Origin of the sequence: Streptomyces sp. sk2.1 (genome assembly GCF_008120935.1) — a bacterium.
In the GTDB taxonomy this organism is placed as follows: domain Bacteria; phylum Actinomycetota; class Actinomycetes; order Streptomycetales; family Streptomycetaceae; genus Streptomyces.
Genome location: NZ_RDBO01000081.1, coordinates 1 through 18660 on the forward strand (window position 1 = coordinate 1; position 18660 = coordinate 18660).

12 protein-coding genes are annotated in these 18660 nt (G+C 72.4%); 5 read left to right on the plus strand and 7 right to left on the minus strand.

The window, feature by feature from the left end:
- Positions 1 to 343 precede the first annotated feature (343 nt).
- Positions 344 to 1354 carry a hydroxyacid dehydrogenase gene (locus tag EAO76_RS36565; protein WP_148840543.1) on the plus strand — a complete coding sequence of 337 codons (1011 nt, stop codon included), beginning with the start codon at positions 344 to 346 and terminating at the stop codon, positions 1352 to 1354.
- Positions 1355 to 1492: 138 nt separating this feature from the next.
- Here EAO76_RS36565 and EAO76_RS36570 read toward each other — a convergent pair whose 3' ends face one another.
- The gene (locus EAO76_RS36570; protein WP_148840544.1) at positions 1493 to 3553 is read right to left on the minus strand and encodes a M56 family metallopeptidase; all 2061 of its coding nucleotides are present in this window, start codon (positions 3551 to 3553) and stop codon (positions 1493 to 1495) included.
- Between the two features lie 16 nt (positions 3554 to 3569).
- Positions 3570 to 4070, minus strand: a complete 501-nt coding sequence (locus EAO76_RS44970; protein WP_187438925.1) for a hypothetical protein — start codon at positions 4068 to 4070, stop codon at positions 3570 to 3572.
- Between the two features lie 409 nt (positions 4071 to 4479).
- On the opposite strand from EAO76_RS44970, the gene EAO76_RS36580 reads away from it, so the two are divergent.
- Entirely contained in the window at positions 4480 to 5691 is a 1212-nt protein-coding gene (locus EAO76_RS36580; RefSeq protein ID WP_262376064.1) for a PQQ-binding-like beta-propeller repeat protein, read from the plus strand.
- 12 nt (positions 5692 to 5703) lie between these two features.
- On the opposite strand, the gene EAO76_RS36585 is transcribed toward EAO76_RS36580, so the two are convergent.
- Complete coding sequence (locus tag EAO76_RS36585; protein WP_262376065.1) at positions 5704 to 6393, minus strand: triacylglycerol lipase; 690 nt, start codon at positions 6391 to 6393, stop codon at positions 5704 to 5706.
- A gap of 174 nt (positions 6394 to 6567) precedes the next feature.
- Here EAO76_RS36585 and EAO76_RS36590 point away from each other — a divergent pair, with 174 nt between their 5' ends.
- The 3 genes from EAO76_RS36590 (at position 6568) to EAO76_RS36600 (ending at position 12614) form a co-directional block, all read left to right on the plus strand.
- Complete coding sequence (locus tag EAO76_RS36590) at positions 6568 to 7407, plus strand: dienelactone hydrolase family protein (protein ID WP_187438926.1); 840 nt, start codon at positions 6568 to 6570, stop codon at positions 7405 to 7407.
- A 219-nt stretch (positions 7408 to 7626) separates the two neighbouring features.
- Positions 7627 to 11397, plus strand: a complete 3771-nt coding sequence (locus EAO76_RS36595) for a S8 family peptidase (protein ID WP_148840545.1) — start codon at positions 7627 to 7629, stop codon at positions 11395 to 11397.
- A 212-nt stretch (positions 11398 to 11609) separates the two neighbouring features.
- Positions 11610 to 12614 carry a LuxR family transcriptional regulator gene (locus EAO76_RS36600; protein ID WP_148840546.1) on the plus strand — a complete coding sequence of 335 codons (1005 nt, stop codon included), beginning with the start codon at positions 11610 to 11612 and terminating at the stop codon, positions 12612 to 12614.
- Positions 12615 to 12671: 57 nt separating this feature from the next.
- Here the strand turns inward: EAO76_RS36600 and EAO76_RS36605 are convergent, their stop codons facing one another.
- The 4 genes from EAO76_RS36605 to EAO76_RS36620 are packed head-to-tail and all read right to left on the minus strand — an operon-like array spanning position 12672 to position 18632.
- On the minus strand, positions 12672 to 14852 hold the full coding sequence (locus EAO76_RS36605; RefSeq protein WP_262376066.1) for an MGH1-like glycoside hydrolase domain-containing protein: 2181 nt from the start codon (positions 14850 to 14852) through the stop codon (positions 12672 to 12674).
- Complete coding sequence (locus EAO76_RS36610) at positions 14849 to 16882, minus strand: beta-galactosidase (RefSeq protein WP_148840547.1); 2034 nt, start codon at positions 16880 to 16882, stop codon at positions 14849 to 14851. The genes EAO76_RS36605 and EAO76_RS36610 overlap by 4 nt, the downstream gene beginning before the upstream one ends.
- The gene (locus EAO76_RS36615) at positions 16879 to 17736 is read right to left on the minus strand and encodes a carbohydrate ABC transporter permease (protein ID WP_262376067.1); all 858 of its coding nucleotides are present in this window, start codon (positions 17734 to 17736) and stop codon (positions 16879 to 16881) included. Before EAO76_RS36615 ends, EAO76_RS36610 begins: the two co-directional genes overlap by 4 nt.
- On the minus strand, positions 17733 to 18632 hold the full coding sequence (locus EAO76_RS36620) for a carbohydrate ABC transporter permease (protein WP_148840548.1): 900 nt from the start codon (positions 18630 to 18632) through the stop codon (positions 17733 to 17735). The genes EAO76_RS36615 and EAO76_RS36620 overlap by 4 nt, the downstream gene beginning before the upstream one ends.
- Between the last annotated feature and the right edge of the window lie 28 nt (positions 18633 to 18660).

Sequence of the window (18660 nt, forward strand, 5' to 3'; positions counted from 1 at the left end):
CCCACACCCCACCCACGACCCGACACCCTCGCGAAGAGGCCGGGCACCCCGAGGTATTGCCTGATGGAGCGGCGGTACGGCCACTTGGGGAACCAGCCGCTCCGTTTTGCGGCGATCATGCGCACCCATGGCGACCCACGGGACCCCGAACCCGAGGCGACTAAGCTTCACTTGAGGGGCTTTGCAGTCATCCGATGTATCGTGCTGCAAGCGCGTCGGCCGAGGTACTGAACAAGCCACGCCAATCCTCGACATCCAGTCAGACATTTCCCCACACGCCCGACCGGGGTCGTGGGTCGATTCGCTGACGTTCCGTCAGCGGAAGAGCTGAGGAGCGTACGACATGAACGAGCCGACCACCGGACCGACGGCACTGCTGGTCATGGAGGAGGAACGCAGGGCCGACGTCTACCCCGACGAGGTGCTGACCGGGATCGGCCGGCTCGCGCGCTGGCAGGGGCCGCCCCTCACCCGGGAGCAGCTCGACGAGGACCCCGGGGTGCTGCGGGAGGTAGACGTCCTGTTCACCGGCTGGGGCGCGCCCGTCCTCGACGCCGCGTTCCTGTCGCACGCCCCCCGGCTCAAGGCGGTGCTCGTCGCGGCGGGTTCCGTGCGGCACCTGACCACACCGGAGTTCTGGGCCCGCGGCATCCCGATCGTCTCGGCCGCGGCGGCCAACGCCATCCCGGTGGCGGAGTTCTCCCTCGCCCAGATCCTCCTGGGGCTGAAGCAGGTCCACCGCATCGGCCGGGAGGTGTCGAGCAGCCGGAGCTTCCCCCACAACCCGAAGGTCCCCGGCGGCTACCGGTCGCGCGTGGGGCTGCTGGGGCTCGGGCACATCGGCCGCCTCGTCGCGTCCCACCTCGCCCGCTTCGACGTGGAGGTCCTCGCCACGGACCCCGTCGCCCCGGCGGACGCCGCCCGGCGGGCGGGCGTACGGCTCGTCGGGATCGAGGAGCTCTTCGCCACCTGCCAGGTGGTGAGCCTCCACGCCCCGCTCCTGCCCGAGACCCGCGGCACGATCGGGGCGCGGCTGCTGAGCTCCATGGAGCACGGCGCGACGCTGATCAACACCGCGCGCGGCGCGCTCGTCGACGAGCCGGCCGCGGCGGAGGTGCTGCGGGCCAGGCCCGACCTCACCGCCGTCCTCGACGTCACGCACCCGGAGCCCCCTTCCCCCGACTCACCGCTGTTCACCCTGCCCAATGTCATCCTGACGCCCCACCTGGGCGGTGCCGTCGGGGCCGAACGCAACCGCCTCGGCCTGCTCGTCCTCGACGAACTGGGCCGCTTCGTGCGGGAGGAGCCCCTCCAGCACGCCATCGATCCCGCCCGCGCCGCATCCCTGGCCTGAGCCGGACGGGAGACCCGAGGGCGCCGCACCGGAGCGATCCGGTGCGGCGCCCCCGGCGTTCCCGGTGCGGGACCGGTCGGTGCGCGTGTCGGGAAAAGGTAGCCGACCACCGGCGCCCGGGGCGGCCTCCGGCCGGGTTCAGTCCGTCCCGGGGTCGAGCTTCCGCAACTGTGCGAGGGCATCGGCCGCCCTCATGTGCCAGAGGGCCGCGGGGAGCTGCGACTCGGCCGCGCGCTCGTCCTCGGGCACGCAGACCAGCCGGTTGCCCTCGGCGAACGAGGTCAGCAGCGCACGCAGGCTCTCCTCGCCGTACGGATCGGGGTACGGGGGCAGTTCCAGGCCGTCCGACAGGGTTCTTCGCATCACCCCGCAGTGACGCAGGAATTCATCCTCCGCGCCGTCGGACATGTCCTTCGCCGGGTTCCAGGAGAGCTGGGCCTCGTGGCGCCGCAGGATCTCCCGGCCGCCGTCGTCGTACCAGGCCGCCACCCGGGCGCGGGTGCCCGGGTCCGATCGGGGCGACTGGAACGGCGGAAGGGACCAGGACGGGGCGAAGACCTCGTCCATGGTGCCGGTGGGTTCCGCGAGACCGGACAGGGGTTTGTAGACGTAGAGCGCGGGAAGCACGCAGAGTCCCAGCCAGAAGGCGCGGACGGTTCGCGATCCCCGGCGTATCCCGGGCCCGGAAGGATGCGCGGGCACCGCGGGGGCCGGGCCGATCAGGTGCGCCCGGCCGGCACCAGGGGCGGTGGGTACGACGGGTCCGGTGGGGTCGCCCTGCGGTCGGCCGGTGGGGCGTTTCGCCTTCCGCGGCCTCACCGCGCTGCCCGTGGCCACGATCAGGGGAACGGCCAGATAGGCCAGGGAGAGGACCGTTCTCGCGGGCACCGCACCGAGCCGCAGCCAGGACACCACGCAGTGGATGAGCGTGACGTGCGCGCCGAGGAACAACATGAACTGCGTCTTCGTGCCCCCGCGGTCCACGGCCGGGGGCCGGATGAGCGACTCGTACCGCTGCGACCAGGAGGGATGGGTGCGCAGCGGCCGTGCCGCCCGGCGCGCCGCGGCCAGCGCCCACCCGCCCCCGCGGGCCGGCGGGCGCTGGACCGACCAGACCTCGGGGTCGGCGCCGCACGCCACGGCGTCGTGGTCGGCGACGAGTTCCCGGTGCCGGAGGATGTCGGCCCGCACCAGATGGGTCTGCGCCACCAGTGCGACGCCGAGCACCAGCTCGCCGGGGCCGGGCGTGGCCCCTTCCCAGTAGAGGCGTCCCGACCCGAGCATCTGGTCCTGGACGACGAGCAGGCCGTGGATGCCGAGGCAGGGGATCAGCACCATGGCCAGGAAGGTCCGCCAGAGCGCCACGGTGAGGTAGGCGAGGTCCACGTCGCGATTGCGGATGTGGGCCAGTTCGTGCAGCACCACGGCCTCGAACCTGCGCGGGTCCGTCGTCCGGCGCGCCAACAGTCCCGCGTGCAGGCAGACGGTGTACCGCCGGGCGCGGCCGAAGGCCACGGCGCCGGCGGAGAGCGCCCCGGGGCGGACGACGAAGTCCGGGGCGCGGGAAAGACCGGCCCTCCGCACCAGCAGGGCCAGGTGCGCCGGGAGGGAGTCCGGGATGCCGCCGTCGGCCCCCGTCCCGGTCCGGCCCGCCGTCCCGTCACCGGCCCCCGTCCGGCCCGCCGTCCCGCGATCAGCCTCCGTCCCCGTCCGGCCCGTCGTGTCCTCCCGGCCGGGTCCGGCCGGGGCGGCTCCCTGGTCCGGCCGGTCCGGCCGGCCCTCCTGCCGGTGGGCCTCGTCCAGCATCAGGCGGCGCACCGTCGTCCCGTCGGCGCCGGGCACCTCGGGGAGCCGGCCGCCCCGCCGCTTCCAGCGGGGCAGCCACCAGTACAGCGTCAGGGCGGTCGCGACGACGGCCGCGGTGTACAGCAGCGCGATGTACACCGCGCCCTCGGCCGCGTCGGACCGGCAGCCGACGACGTCCTGGTGGAAGCGGACGGCGAGCCCGATCCGCCAGGCCGGTGCGTCCGGGTCGACACCGCTGCTCCGCACGCACCGAGGGAGTGCGACGGTGGCGTCGACGGTCAGCACCGTCCGGCTGATCAGGGACGTGCAGGAGGCCAGCAGGACCAGGACCAGCAGCAGGAAACGCCGCGTCGCCGCGCGCCCGGTCAGGTCACGGGCCTCGACGGAAGCCATCCCGGCGCCTCCCCCGTCACTCCGGGTCCGGCCGCTCCCCGGTGTCGTCCCCCCGCGGTCCGGCGGGTTCCTCCCTGGCCAGCCGGGAGACCACCGCGTCGGCCAGTCCCTCGGCCGCCGTGCCGTCGAGCCCCCCGGCCATCGCCCGCTCCCGTACACGCCCGTGAACGGCGCGGAGTTGGCCGGGGGTCAGCGCGGGCAGCTCGTGCTCCGGGGCGGCCTCCGGGCGGCGCAGGACCCTGCGCAGCCCCGCCCGTGTCCGGGCCGGCAGGCTGTCCGCCACGGCACCGGCCCCCTTGGTGGCGAACTCGTCCAGCACCAGCCACACCACCGGTGTGATCAGGGCGGCGACCTCGGTGAGACCGAAGCCGAGCGTGTCCTCCCGGGCCGTCCGGCCGGCGAACACGGCGGTGACCCGCTCGTCGGCGGCGGACTCCAGGGAGTCGAGCAGCACCAGCTCCTGCGGGGCCTTCTCCATCACCACATCGCGCACGACCGCGCGTAACCTCTCCCCCATGCGGCCAGGCTATCGAGCCGCCCCTGTCGTGTACACACGGTTCATGGCCACTGCTTCGCGACCGGAACCCCCATCCCCTTCGCCCGCGTTCCCGGTCGCCATGACGGATCCGGGGACGCCCCGTCGCCGTCCGGACCGGAAGGCCGAATCGGCTGGGGCACCACGCCGACCGGAAGGGGGCAACTCCGGCAATTCTCCCCCTCGTTACCGTGACAGCTCGGTCACAGGGATGTCCCGGCCGCGTCCTGGCCTGCTGCTGGCCGAAATTCGATGGTTAACCTGATCCGACTCCGAGGGCATGCCCGCGAAGTCCCATACGCAAAGCGGACGGGACTCCTCGGACGTGCCCGGGCGCCCACCGCGCCCGGTGCGCCGGGCATCGACATCGCAGGAAGACGGGGACGGAACCATGATCCGGGACAACGCGTCACGCCGACAGGTGATGAAGCTGGCAGGCAAGGGCCTGGGACTGGCACTGCTCGGTGCGGGTGTGTGGGGATGCACACCGGAGGAGGAACCCGGCGGCACCACGCGCGAGCCGGGCGGCGGCAAGGGCGGGGACTCCTTCACCACCCCGCCGCCGAACACCGCGCCCGAGGCCCTGTGGCAGGGCACGACGACGAACACCTCCCTGTCCGGCAACCACGCCCTCACCGTGGTCGGCGGCATCGTACTCGTGTCCGGCGATCCCCTGGTGGGCCGCGACATCGCCACCGGCAAGGAGGTGTGGTCCCGCAAGAACGTCACCACCCCCGGCGCCGGCATGCTCATCGGCGGCGGCACCCTCTACCTGGCCAGCGCCGAGTACGACGGGAACGTCGTCGGCCTGGACCCGGCCACCGGCAAGGAGACCTGGCGCAGCCACCTGGGCACCGAGTACTCCCAGCCCCGCCCGATCGCCGCGGACGACGACCACGTGTACGTCCTCGCGGGCATCCTCGACAAGGACTTCCGGACACCGGACAACGTGATCGCCGCGATCGACACCACCAGCGGCAAGGTCGTCTGGCGCGAGCAGCGCGACCACGGCACGGAACAGACCGGCGTCACCGCGAAGGCCGTCGGCCGCCACCTCGTCTACACCGACTTCCGTGAGAACCTCACCGTCCGCGACACCTCGACCGGGCAGCAGACGTGGACGAAGAAGATAGGCCGGTCCAACAACCTCGACTTCGTCGTCCAGGACGATCTGGTCGTCATCGCCAACGGCCGCCGTCTGCGCGCCTTCGGCCTGGCCGACGGAAAGGAGCGCTGGTCGCTGGCCACCGAGGAGTTCAGCCGGTTCAACGACCCGGCGCTCCTGGACGGGGTCCTCTACGCCTCCGACACCGTGCACGGCCTGTGGGCGGTCGAGCCCGCGACCGGGAAGAAGGTCTGGCACAACAAGGGTTCGCTGGACGTCGCCTACCCGTGGCGGTTCGCCAAGGTGGGCAACACCCTCTACGGGGCGACGGAGTTCGACGACAACGGCGGCATCCACGCCTTCGACGCCTCCGACGGGAAACTGCGCTGGACCTACAACGACGGCACCAAGGACATCCAGAAGTGGTACCTGGCGTCCGAGGGCAACCGGCTGGCGGCCCTGCACGCGAAGCGGCTGACCGGCCTGCCGGCCGTGTGACCCCCGGCCCGCCTACGTCCCGAGGAAGTCGCGCGCCTGCTGGGAGACGCCGTCGTCCCCCAGCAGGTCGTTGTGCCCGACGCAGCCCGCGTCGTGGTTCACCGCACCGTCCAGCAGGACGCTGCCGTGCGGGTCGATGATCTCGTCGCATCCGGACCACCAGGTGGCGTACCGGACGGCGCCCGGCGTCTCGTCGCCCTCGGCCAGCCGGTCCTGGACGTACGAGCCCGGGGTCATGTCACGGCACGCCTGGTCCCACAGGGCGCACGCCCAGGCCAGGGACGTGCCGTGGTTGGGCCCGGCCAGGGAGATCCAGTGGGCGACGGTTTCGGTGCCGCCGCCGTACTTGACGTACCAGCGGGTGACGAGGCTGCCGAAGGAGTGCGCGACGACGTCGACCCGGGCCGCGCCGGTCTGCCGGCGGACCTCCTCGACGTACGCGGCGAAGCGGCCGGCGAGCGTCTCGTTGACGGACCGGTGGGTGTCGTAACCCCAGGAGAAGAGTTCGGCGTCGGTGTATCCCCCGGCCTTGAGATCGGCCCGGAACGCGCCCCAGACGCCGGGGTCGGCGTTGTAGCCGTGGACGAGGATCACGGGGACCCGGGCCTCGGCACGCGGCCCGGCATGGGCCGGAGCGGCCGGGACCAACAGGGCCACCAGGGCGGCCAGCAGCGGGAGCAGTCCTCTGCGCACAGCGGGCACGGCTTCTCCGTCCGACGGGTCACGCGCGGGCGATGGGCGGTGGGAAGCATGATGGGGCCCTCACGCCCCGATGAACAGGCCCGTGCGCCGGGCGGAACCCCGGGGCTCCTCGCCAACACGCCCTACCTCGCGGTAACTTGTGGGGCGGAAAAGACGGCGGAGGGGAACGGACCTGTGACCGACCACGATCTCGGCGGTTTCACCCGGGACACGTTCACCCATGACGGCGCCACCCGCCGGACACTGCGCCGGGGCACGGGACCTGCCGTGATCATCATGGCGGAGATCCCCGGCATCACCCCCAAGGTCCTGGAGTTCGCCGAGCGTGTGGCGGCGTCGGGCTGCACCGCTGTGCTCCCGGTGCTCTTCGGCACTCCCGGTCGCGACGTGAATCCCACCGCCCACGGCTGGACGGGTACCGTCCGCTACACGGCGTCGTCGATGTGGCAGGTGTGTGTGAGCCGGGAGTTCACGATCCTGGCCACGGGGCGCAGTTCCCGGGTCGTGCGGTGGCTGCGCGCCCTGGCGGCGGCCGAGCACGAACGCTGCGGCGGCCCCGGCGTCGGCGCCGTCGGCATGTGCGTGACCGGTGGCTTCGCCCTGGCCATGGCCACGGACGAGCGGCTCGTAGCCCCGGTGCTCTCCCAGCCGTCGCTGCCGCTCGCCGTCCTCCCGGGCCGTGCGGGAGCCATCGACATCGGCGCCGGGGAACTCGCCGTAGTCCGGCGACGGTGCGAGCGCGAGGGGCTCCAGGTCCTGGGGCTGCGCTTCCGGGGCGACCGGCTGGTGCCCGGGGACCGGTTCGCGTACCTCCGGCGCGAACTGGGCGACGCCTTCGTCGCCGTCGAACTGGACGACAGCACCGCGAACCCGGAGGCCGTCATGGCACCGCACTCGGTACTGACGGAGCATCTCGTCGACGAGCCCGGCCAACCCACCCGGCAGGCGCTGGACACGGTCCTGGACCTGTTCCGCACCCGGCTGCTCGGGGAGCGGCCCGGCACCACCGGCTGACGACGCCCGTCCTCGGGCCGTGTTCCGAAAGCCCCGTCCGGCCGGGAACACCCGGCCCATGGCTTCCGGGACCGGCCCCGACGGACACTCCCGCGGGTCCGGTGTCGCCGTTGTGACATGTCACAACGATGACATCGGGAAGCCGTGACAGCCCTTCCGGCTCTGACTGATTCTTTCGGACAGCGTGTATCCAGTCGTGTCGAAAGAAGGGTTGGAAAAATGAGACGTGCCCGCCTCCTGGCGGCAGCACCGACGGCCTTGTTGCTGACCGCGGGCGCGGTGGCGCCGGTCTCCGCCGATTCCCCGGCGCAGGGCGGCCCCGTCCGTTCGGCCCCGGCGGACCCGGGAGCCACGGTGCGGCTGATCACGGGTGACCGGGTGACCGTCAGTGCCGGTCCCGACGGCAAGAAGGTCGCCTCCGTCCAGCCGGGCCCCGGCCGCAGGAACATCGTCTTCCGGACCACTGAGGAGGACGGCACCCTGTCCGTCCTGCCCTCCGACGCCATCGCCCCGGTCTTCTCGGGGAAGGTCGACCGGCGGCTCTTCGACGTGACCGGGCTGCTCGCGCAGGGCTACGACGAGGCGCGCACCGACGCCCTTCCGCTGATCGTCTCCCGGCCGAACGGCGCGTCGGTCTCCGCCCTCGACTCCCTGTCCGCGCTGAACGACGACTCGACTCCCGTACGCCGGCTGGACAGCATCAACGCCCGTTCGCTGCACATCGGCGACAAGGACCTCGGCCGTTTCTGGAAGCAACTCGCCCACGACTCGGGCAAGTCGCCCTCCGTTCTTGAGGCCACCGATGCCACCGTGTGGCTGGACGGCCGGGTGAGCCCGAAGCTCGACCGCAGCACGGCGCAGATCAACGCACCCGCCGCATGGGACGCCGGCTACCTGGGCCAGGGCGTCAAGGTCGCCGTCCTGGACACCGGCGCCGACCTCGGCCACCCGGACCTGGCCGGCCGGGCCTCGGCCACGAAGGACTTCTCCGGCAGTGCCGGGACCAACGACGCCTTCGGGCACGGCACCCATGTCGCGTCCACGGTCGGCGGCACCGGAGCGGCCTCCGGAGGAAAGCGCAAGGGCGTGGCGCCCCGGTCCGAGCTGATGATCGGCAAGGTCCTCGGGGACGACGGCTACGGCAGCGAGTCCGCCGTGATCGACGGCATGGAGTGGGCGGCGGCCGGCGGCGCCCGGGTCATCAACATGAGCCTGGGCTCGGACGATCCCACCGACGGCACCGACCCGATGAGCCTCGCGGTGAACAGGCTGACGAAGAGCAGCGGCGCCCTGTTCGTGGTGGCCGCGGGGAACAACGGCGAGCAGGGCAGCCAGACCATCGGCTCGCCCGGAGCGGCCGAGGCGGCGCTCACCGTGGGCGCCGTCGACCGCGACGACTCGCTGGCCCCCTTCTCCAGCCGCGGACCGCGCCTGACCGACCGGGTGGCCAAGCCCGACGTCACCGCGCCCGGTGTCGGCATCGTCGCCGCCCGCGCCGCGGGAACCACCATGGGCGACCCGGTGGACGCCGACTACATCGCGTCCTCCGGAACGTCCATGGCCACTCCCCATGTCGCCGGCGCCGCGGCGCTGCTCGCCCAGCAGCACCCGGACTGGGACGCCACGCGCCTCAAGGACGCGCTGGTGAGCACCGCCCGCACGGTGCCCGGCCAGCAGGTGACCGAGCAGGGCGGCGGACGCGTCGACCTGGCCGCCGCGGCCTTCGGACCGGTCACCGCGACCGGGACGGTGGCGCTCGGCTCCTTCGTGACGGGTGGGACCGGCGAGCGGGACCGGGACACCACCGTCCGGTACACCAACACCTCCGACTCCGGGATCACCCTCGGTCTGACGCTCCGGCTCGCCACCACCGGCGGGCGCGAGGTCGCCGAGGGCGCGGTGCGGCTCGGCGCCGACTCGGTCCGCGTCGCCCCCGGCGCCACGGCCGAGGTGTCCCTGCGCGTCGACCCGTCGGTCCTCGAACGGGGCGACTACTACGGGTACGTGAACGCCTCCAGCGCCGACGGCAGGACGGCCGTCCACACCACGGTGAGCCTCTCGGTCCACGGCCCCAAGCACCGGATCACCGTGAACGTCATCGACCACGAGGGCAAGCCCGTCTCCGACCTGCCGACGATCTGGGGTGCCGACGGCTTCGAGAGCTACCTCAGCACCAGCCCGGCCGTCGCCGAGGTCGAGGAGGGCACCTACCAGCTCAGCCACTCCTCGCTGGACAACGCCGAGGACGGCCAGGAACTGCGCGAGGTCGTCCTGCCCGAGGTGAAGGTCACCAAGGACATGACCGTCACACTGGACGCCCGCAGGACCACCCGGGTGGAGATCCGCACGCCCCGGCCCGCCGAGCAGCGCGACATCGTCAGCTATCAGACGTACCGTCAGCTGGACGGCCACGGCCTGATCCAGGGCACGATGTACTTCGACCTGGCCAGGCGGCTCTACGTCAGCCCCACGGCGAAGGTCACCGAGGGCCGTTTCGAGTTCGCCTCCCGCTGGCAGCTCGTCGCCCCGCTGCTGCGGGCGGAGGTGCCCGGGGCACGGCTCGACCTCGACCCGTACTACATGCACAACTCCCCGCTGTTCGACGTGAGGGGCACCCGGCTGACCGCCGTCGACGCGGGAACCGCCGACGCCCCCGATCTGCGCCGTGTCCGCGGCAGGCTCGCGGTCGTCAGGAGCGACGTCACCCACGCGGAGGAACTCGCCCGGGCGGCGTCCGAGGCCGGCGCCGCCGGACTCGTGCTCGTCTTCCCCCGGGGCGACTACTCCTGGAGCCGGTGGACCCCGGACGGCGAGCGCCTTCCCCTGCCCACCATCAACGTGCGCGCGGCCGAGGGGGACGCCCTGCTGGAACGCGTCGAGCGCCGCAGGACCTCGGTGGCGCTCTCCGGCACCGCCAGGAGCCCGTACCTGTACGACGTGATGCAGGTGTCCGAGGACCGCATCCCCGAACGCGTCGTGCACACCGTCTCGGACCGCAACAGCGCCGTCGTCGAGTCCACGTACACCGATGCCGGCGGCGTTCCCTGGGCGAGCGAGCAGCGCTTCGGCAGCCGCCCCTACCAGAACTTCTTCTGGAACCAGTACAGCCGGTACGTGCCCACCGGGGCGAAGCGCACCGAGTACGTCAGCGCCGGTGCCACCCAGTGGCTGCACGTGGTGAACAACGCGCTCGTCCGCACCGTCGACGCGCCCCTGCTCGACGGGATGCGCGACTCCCTGCGGACCTACCGGCCCGGCAGGCAGGCGGCCGACAACTGGTTCGGGGCCGTGGTGCGGCCGTCCGTCCCGCGCGGCACCACGACACCGTCCGTGCGCTCCCGCGACGTCCTCTCGTTCCGCGTCCCCGAGTTCAACGACTCCGGTACGGGCCACTGGTCGCAGGCCCGGACCGGCGGTTTCGGCACGAGCGGCGAGGAGGACGAGGGCGACGCCGTCTCCGTCGGCCTGTTCCGTGACGGCAAGAAGGTCGCCGACGCCACGGACGCCTGGGAGGACTTCGAGGTGGCGCCCGGGAAGGCCGACTACCGGTTGGACGTGTCGGCCTCCCGGGTCTCCCCGGAGTGGCGGTTCGGCACGCGTACCCGGACCTCCTGGTCCTTCCGCTCGGACACCGCCGCCGAGAGGACGGTGCTCCCGCTGCTCCAGGTCGACTACGACGTACCGGTCGACGAGCACAACACCGTGACCGCACGGCGCGGTCACACCGTCGGTCTGACCGTCCGCAACCAGGAGGGGCTGCCCGCACCGCGCGGCGTCCTCGTCCGGGTCGCGGTCTCCTACGACGACGGCAGGACCTGGTCGAAGGAGGTCCGGGCCGAGGACCGCGGCCAAAACCGCTTCACCGCCGCCGTCGGCCGGCCGGAACGGCCCCACGGCGACACCTTCGTGACGCTGCGGGTCACGGCGACCGACAACGCCGGCAACGAGGTCCGGCAGACCGTGGAACGCGCCTACGGGCTCCGCAAGTAGGACGGGAGCGGTCCCGAGGGTCCGAAGGGCGGCGGGCACGGAGGCGGTCGAATCCTCCGTGCCCGCCGCTTTCCCCTTCCGGTCCGGACATGTCCGGGGCGTATAGTGCGGTTGCCCACCGGCGGTTGTCCCGGCGAGTCCCTGTCGCCTGCCGTTCCCACCGGGCCGTTCCGTCGCTCGCCGCACGTTCGGCGGGGGCGGAAAGGATCACGATGCTGGAAGCAGTGGGGCTCGCCCCGGCCGAGGAAACCGTGTATCGGCTTCTCGTCACGCTGCTCACCGCCTCGGCGGACCAGATCGCGGAGCAGTCCGGTCTGACGGCGGCGGAGGTCGAACGGGTACTGACGGTACTCACCGAGAAGGGGCTGGTCAGCGCGACGGACCGGGCGCCCCGCAGTTTCGCGGCCACTCCCCCGGACGTGGCCCTGCTGCCGCATCTCCAGAAGCAGTCCGACGCCCTGGACCACGCGCGCCTGGCGGTCACCGATCTGCTGGAGACCTATCGGCGCACCCGGCGGCGCCGGGATCCCGACCAGCTCATCGAAGTCATCACCGGTGCCGAGGCGTTGCGCCAGCACCTGCGCCGGATCCAGGACGACACGCGCCACGAGATGTTGTGGTTCTGCAAGGCCCAGTACGTGGCCATGCCCTCGGGGAGCAACGAGGCCGAGTACGACGCCCTGGCGCGCGGGGTGCGCTACCGCGTCCTGTACGAGCGGGCGTTCTTCGACGACTCGGGTGCCGTCGCCAACGTGGTGCGGGGCATGCGGGCGGGAGAGACGGCCCGTGCGGTCCCGCACCTCCCGCTGCGCCTCGCGATCGCCGACCGGTCCATCGCCATCTGTCCCCTGGTCCCCGGCGGGCCGAGCGGCAGCACCGAGGAGCCCACCACGGCGCTGGTCCGCGGCAGCAGTCTGCTGGAGGCGCTGGTCGCCCTGTTCGAGCGCTACTGGGAGGACGCGGTGCCGCTCCATGTGAGCGAGTCCGGAACGGTCAGCGGCACGGACGGTTCGTCCGGCAGCCACGAACTGTCGGCGACGGACCGCCAGTTGCTCTCGCTCCTCGTGGCGGGCGTCGCGGACAAGGCCATAGCCAGTCAGATGGGGCTCAGCCGGCGCACCGTGCAGCGACGGGTCCAGTCGATGATGGCCCTCGCGGGCGCGACCACCCGGATGCAACTGGCGTGGCAGGCCGCCCAGCGGAACTGGATGTGCTGAGGCCGTGCGCACCGGGACGCCCGCCGGGCGGTGTCCCGGTGCGCGGGCGCCCGCCGGCTACTCGTCCCCGGTCAGGATCGGCAGCAGGAGGGCCGCGGACCAGCTGAAACCGGGTGCGTTGAGCGGTGCCCCGGTGGTCGGGTCGTAGTTCTCCATGATGGGTCCGTCGTCCGCGAGGCCCGCCGCGTGGGTGACGAGCCGGTCCCGCAGGGCGTCCGCGTCCTTGTCGTAGCCGTAGCGGCGCAGGCCGCCGAGGGCGAAGTACGCCTGGTCGAGCCAGACGGGGCCGCGCCAGTACGCGGTCGGCGAGAAGTAGGGGGAGCTCTTCGCCACGGTCGGGAACGGGACGGTGGTGGCGAACTCCGCCGGGTCGGTCAGTACGTCGCGCACGGCACGGGCCTGCGCGTCGGACGCCGTGCCGGTCCACAGCGGAACGGCGCCCTCGATGCCGCGTCCGCGGGCCGTGAGCCGTGCGCCGGTGTCGAGCGCGATGTCGTGGAACCAGCCGTCCGCGGGGTCGTACATCGTCGTGCGGACGGCGGCGGACGTGGCGGCGGACCGCCGCTTCCACCGTTCGGCGTCGGCGGTGCGTCCCAGCGTGCCCGCGATGCGCGCCAAGTAGCCCTGGTCGGCGGCAAGATAGGCGTTCAGGTCGACGGACTCCTGGGTGAGGGAGTGGCCGAGGAGTGTTCCGTCGGCCGCCCGGTTGGCGACGACTCCGGTGCCGAGGGCGGCGTCGAAGCGGGGCGCGTTGTCCATGCCGCTCTCCCAGGCCGCGGCCAGCCGCTGCTGCTCGGGCGAGTCGTTGGCGGCGTCGACGGTGGCACCGTATTCGGCGAGGCCGTCGCGGTCGTGGTCCCGGTTGCGGTACCACCAGGACTGGTAGGCGGCGAGTTTCGGGTACATCTCACGCAGGAACGCCCGGTTCCCCGACTTCTCGTACACCTTCCAGACCGCCCAGGCGGCCAGCGGGGGCTTGGAGTTGCGTTCGTTCCAGTTGCCGCCGCCGCGCGAGGGGTCGTTGTAGAAGATGACGTCGGGGATCATCCCGGCGTCCTGCGGGCGGGTCGCGGAGTCGGGGCGGACCTGCCAGTCGAACATGGCGCGGATCTGCGACTCGGCCAGTCCGGGGGCGAAGCGCGCCGTGCCCACGGCCTGCTTCCAGGTGTCCCAGGCCCAGATGCCGCCGGTGAACCACTTGTAGGAGATCGACGGTGTGATGCCGTCGTGCTTGATCTGCCCCGCCGCGCTGCGCCAGTTGGTGACGAGGGTCTCCAGCGACTTGACGGCCGTGCGCCGCCGGTCGGCCGGGACGCCCCGGGTCACCCCGGCGACGTAGCCCCGCCAGCGGGTGTCGGCCGCGGAGACGACGGCGCCGGGGCGGGCCAGCACGGCGCGGACTTTTGCCCGCTCCTTCGTGTGCTCGGCGGCGGTGAAGGTGTAGGACTCGGTCCAGTCGAAGCTGTGCGAGCGGCCCGGTGCGAGGGTCACCGGTCGCACCGCCTCGGTGCGGTACGTGTCGCCGTCCACCGTCGTGCGGACGGCTTCCCTGTGCGTGACGTCGAAGCGTTCCGTGCCGTCGGTGAGGTAGTCCCAGGTCTCGCGGACCTTCGCGAAGCCGACGCCGACGCCCGAGCGGGTGGCGGTCAGCGAGGGCGCGTCGCGCATCGGCCGGTCGGCGGGCCGCAGCAGGCTGCCGGTCCATTCGGCGCCCAGGGTGCGGGTCGCCGGGCCGGTGTTGCGGACCTCGGCCCGCACCAGGGCGCTGCGGTCGGTGGCGAAGCGGAGTTCGAGGGTGAGGCGCAGTCCGCGGCCGAGGTCGTAGGACTGGCGGAGCCGGCCCGGGAGCGAGGTGAGGTGCGGTTCGCCCCCTCCGGCCAGGTCCAGGGTGCTGCCGCGTTCGGTGAGGCGGATGCGGCTGAAGGACTTGCTGAGCCACCAGGGGTATTCCTGGGCGATGTAGAGGGGTCCGGAGAAGCCGCCGTAGGCGTCGGTGTCGCCGTTCTCCGGCAGGGCGTAGGCGTGCCAGGCGCCCCGGTCGGCGAAGACGGTGACGGGGTTGTTGTCGTCGCCGTCGCCGGGCTGGGCGGTGGTGGGGGTGCCGCGCAGGTCGAGGACGTCGGCGTACGAGGAGGGCGGCCCGGGACGGGTGTGCGCGGCGGCCGTCCGCGGTACGGCGAGGGTGCCCGTGGCCAGGAGGAGCGCGGTCAGGGCGCCCAGGTATCTGTGTGCGGTCACTTGTCGGTCTCTCCAGGGGAGTCGGTGGTCAGGCGCAGGACCGCGGCGCCGAGCGGGCCGAGGTCGATGCGGTCGCGGACGGCGGCGCCGGTGAGCAGGTCGGTGCCGCCGGTCGCCCAGGGGCCGGTCAGTGGGGTCCGGGTGTCGTGGTCGTTGTGGTTGAGGACGAAGAGGTACGTGCCCCGCGGGCCGGTGCGCACGGTCGCCTCGACACCGTGGGGGACGTCGAGCACGGGGCGTGCGCCGGCCGCCCGCAGCGCCTCGTCGAGCACGGCCGCGATGCCGGTGCCGAGGTGGGCTCCGACGTACCACGCGGTGCCGGTGCCGTGGGGGTGGCGGGTGACGGCGGGGCGGCCGGTCAGCTCTCCGCAGGCGTAGGTGTCGACGGTCTCGGTGTCCGGGCCCTCGATTTCGATCCACTCGCTCCACATGGTGGCCCCGGCACCGGACGCGAGCCGTACCTCCTCGCCGTCGGGGATCGGCCAGAACTCGTCGACGGACACGCCGAGCACGTCCCGCAGCGGGCCCGGGGCGCCGCCGTCGTGGATGTGGTCGTGGCCGTCGACGACGCCGCTGAAGGGGCCGCACACGAAGTGGCCGCCGCCGCGCACGTAGGCGGCGATGCGGGCGGCGTCGCCGGGCCGCAGCAGGTGGAGGTTGGGGGCGAGGACCGCCCGGTATCCGTCGAGGTCCGCGTGCGGGGGCACGAAGTCGACGGGGACGGCACGGGCGTGCAGCGCCTCGTACCAGGGGCGCAGCAGGTCGGGCCAGCGCATGCGGGCGGAGGGGTGGTCGTCGGCCTCCAGGGCCCACCAGGAGTCCCAGTCCAGGACGATCGCCACGTCGGCGCGGGAGGTGGTGCCGGCGATCTCGCCGAGCCGGGCGAGTTCGGCGCCGAAGCGCACGGTCTCGCGCCAGCCGCGGGAGGCGGTGCCGCGGTGCGGGAGCAGTGCGCTGTGGTACTTCTCGGCGCCGGCGCGGGAGGCGCGCCATTGGAAGTACATGATGCCGTCGGCGCCGCGGGCCAGGGCCTGGAGGGACCAGAGTCGTTGCAGCCCGGGTTTCTTGGGGACGTTGACCGGTCGCCAGCTGACGGCGGACGGTGCCTGTTCCAGGAGCAGCCAGGGCCGGCCGCCCTTGAGGGAGCGCATCAGGTCGTAGTTGAGGGCGGCGCGGACGTGGGCGCGCGGGTCGGCGGGGTCGGGGTAGGCGTCGTCGGAGACGATGTCCTCGTGCTCGGCCCACTTCCAGTAGTCGAGTGCCTTGAACATCGACATGAAGTTGGTGGTGGCCGGGATGTCCGGGCCGGTCTCCCGCAGGACCTCGCGCTCGGCGCGGTGGCATTCGAGCAGGGCGTCGGAGCAGAAGCGCCGCCAGTCCAGGAGCTGGGTCGGGTTGACGGGGCCCGGGGCGGTGCGGGGCGGTTCGATCTCGTCGTACGTGCTGTAGCGCTGCGACCAGAAGGCCGTGCCCCAGGCGTGGTTGAGGTCGTCGATCGTGCCGTACCGGTCGGTGAGCCAGTCGCGGAAGTGGTCGGCGGAGCGGGCGCAGAAGCATTCGGTGACGTGGTCGCCGTACTCGTTGTGGATGTGCCACAGGGCGAGGGCCGGGTGGTGCGCGTAGCGTTCGGCGACGGCCCGGGTGAGGCGGAGCGCGGCGGCGCGGTATTCGGGCGAGGAGGGGCAGTAGTGCTGGCGGGAGCCGAATTCGAGGCGTACGCCGTCGGCCGTGACCGGCAGGATGTCGGGGTGGGCGCGGATCAGCCAGGCGGGCGGCGAGGCGGTGGCGGTGGCCAGGTCGACGGCGACGCCGTGTGCGTGCAGCAGATCCATGAGCCGGTCGAGCCAGGCGAAGTCCCAGGTTTCGGGCCCCGGTTGGAGCCTGGCCCAGGAGAAGACGCCGACGGTCACCATGGTGACGCCGGCCTCGCGCATCAGCGCGGCGTCCTCGGCCCAGACCTCCTCGGGCCACTGCTCGGGGTTGTAGTCGCCGCCGTAGAGGATGCCGGGGACGCGGGTGAGGAGGCTCATCCCTTCACCGCCCCGCCGAGGAGTCCGGCGACGAACTGCCGCTGGAAGATCAGGAAGAGGAACATCAGCGGGAGGGTGGCGAGGAGCGAGCCGAGCATCAGGCCGGAGTAGTCGACGTGGGTGAGCCCGGTGAGGGTGTTGAGTGCGACGGGCACGGTGTATTTGTCCTCGGAGTTGAGCATGAGCAGCGGCCAGATGAAGCTGTTCCACTGCGCCATGAACGTGAAGATGACCAGGGCGCCGAGTTGGGGGCGTACGCACGGCAGTACCACCCGGTAGAAGGTGCGCAGTTCGCCGGAGCCGTCGATGCGGGCCGATTCGAGGAGTTCGTCGGGGAAGTCGACGAAGCTCTGCCGCATCAGCAGGATGCCGAAGGAGTTCACCAGGAAGGGCAGCACCACGGCCTGGTAGGAGTCGATCCAGCCGACGCTCGCCATCATCTGGAAGAGCGGCACGAGCAGGACCTGGAAGGGGATCATCATCGTGGCGAGCACCGCGCCGAGCAGCAGTCCCCGGCCGCGGAAGCGAAACTTGGCCAGGCCGTAACCGCACATGGCGGAGATCAGCGAGCTGAGCACGGTGTGGACGACGGCGATGCCGGCGCTGTTGAGCAGGACCCGTCCGAAGCCGATGGTTTCCTGGAGCCGGACGAGGTTGTCGAGCAGTTGTCCGCCGGGCAGGAAGGGCGGCGGTGAGCGGAACAGCTCCGAGGTGGAGTGGGTCGAGGCGATCGCCATCCAGAGGAACGGCACCAGGCTGACGACGGCGCCGGCCGCGAGGAACAGCCGGACGAGGACGCGGCCCGCGCGCCGGGCCGGGTGGACGCGCACGGGGGCCTGCGGGAGGGCGGTCACCGGCGGCGCTCCCTTCCGAAGGCGAGGTACTGGAGGGCGGAGATCGCGGCGATGAGGAGCACGACGACCCAGGCGATGGCGGCGGCGTAACCGAAGTCGAACTGCTGGAAGCCGACCCGGTAGAGATAGAGGACCGGGGTGAGGGTGGCGTCGTCGGGGCCGCCCCGGGTGAGGACGTAGTTCTCGTCGAAGAGCTGGAGCGTGCCGATGGTGGAGGTGATCACGCAGAACAGGACGACGGGGCGCAGCTGCGGCAGGATGACGCGGACGTACGTGGACAGGGTGCCGGCGCCGTCGATCGCCGCGGCCTCGTACTGCTCCTTGCCGATGGACTGGAGTCCGGCGAGCAGGATGACGGCGTTGTAGCCGGTCCAGCGCCAGGTCAGGGAGACGATCAGGGAGATCCGGGCCCAGGTGGGGCTGTTGAGCCAGTCGATCTGTCCGATGCCGACGGCGCCGAGGATCTGGTTGACCAGTCCGCCGTCGGTCTTGAGGAGCACCTGGAAGACGACGGCGTACGCGACGAGGGTGGTGACGGCGGGCAGGAAGTAGACGGCGCGCCAGGTGCCGCGGAAGCGCAGCCAGGACTGGTTGAGCAGGACGGCGAGGACGAGCGCGAGGCCGATCATGACGGGGACCTGGACGGCGAGGATGGCCCCGGTGTTGAGCAGCGACTTCAGGAAGACGGGGTCGTCGATCATCCGCCGGTACTGGTCGAGTCCGGCCCAGCGGGTGGTTCCGGCCTCCTCGGCGGTGAAGCTCTGCACCAGGCTCGCGCCCAGCGGGTAGGCGAAGAAGAGTGCGAAGAGGACGGCGGCGGGCCCGGCGAAGATCCAGGCGGTGGGGCGGCGTCGTCGGACGCGGCGGGCCGGGGCCCGCCGCCGTCCTCTTCGCACTCTTCTTCGCCTACCCGCTGGGCGCGAG

Bases quoted from the DNA above. Each gene is read 5' to 3' on its own strand.
- EAO76_RS36595 (WP_148840545.1), top strand. From the start codon at position 7,627: ATGAGACGTGCCCGCCTCCTGGCGGCAGCACCGACGGCCTTGTTGCTG.
- EAO76_RS36580 (WP_262376064.1), top strand. From the start codon at position 4,480: ATGATCCGGGACAACGCGTCACGCCGACAGGTGATGAAGCTGGCAGGC.
- EAO76_RS44970 (WP_187438925.1), bottom strand. From the start codon at position 4,070: ATGGGGGAGAGGTTACGCGCGGTCGTGCGCGATGTGGTGATGGAGAAG.
- EAO76_RS36570 (WP_148840544.1), bottom strand. From the start codon at position 3,553: ATGGCTTCCGTCGAGGCCCGTGACCTGACCGGGCGCGCGGCGACGCGG.
- EAO76_RS36610 (WP_148840547.1), bottom strand. From the start codon at position 16,882: ATGAGCCTCCTCACCCGCGTCCCCGGCATCCTCTACGGCGGCGACTAC.
- EAO76_RS36565 (WP_148840543.1), top strand. From the start codon at position 344: ATGAACGAGCCGACCACCGGACCGACGGCACTGCTGGTCATGGAGGAG.
- EAO76_RS36600 (WP_148840546.1), top strand. From the start codon at position 11,610: ATGCTGGAAGCAGTGGGGCTCGCCCCGGCCGAGGAAACCGTGTATCGG.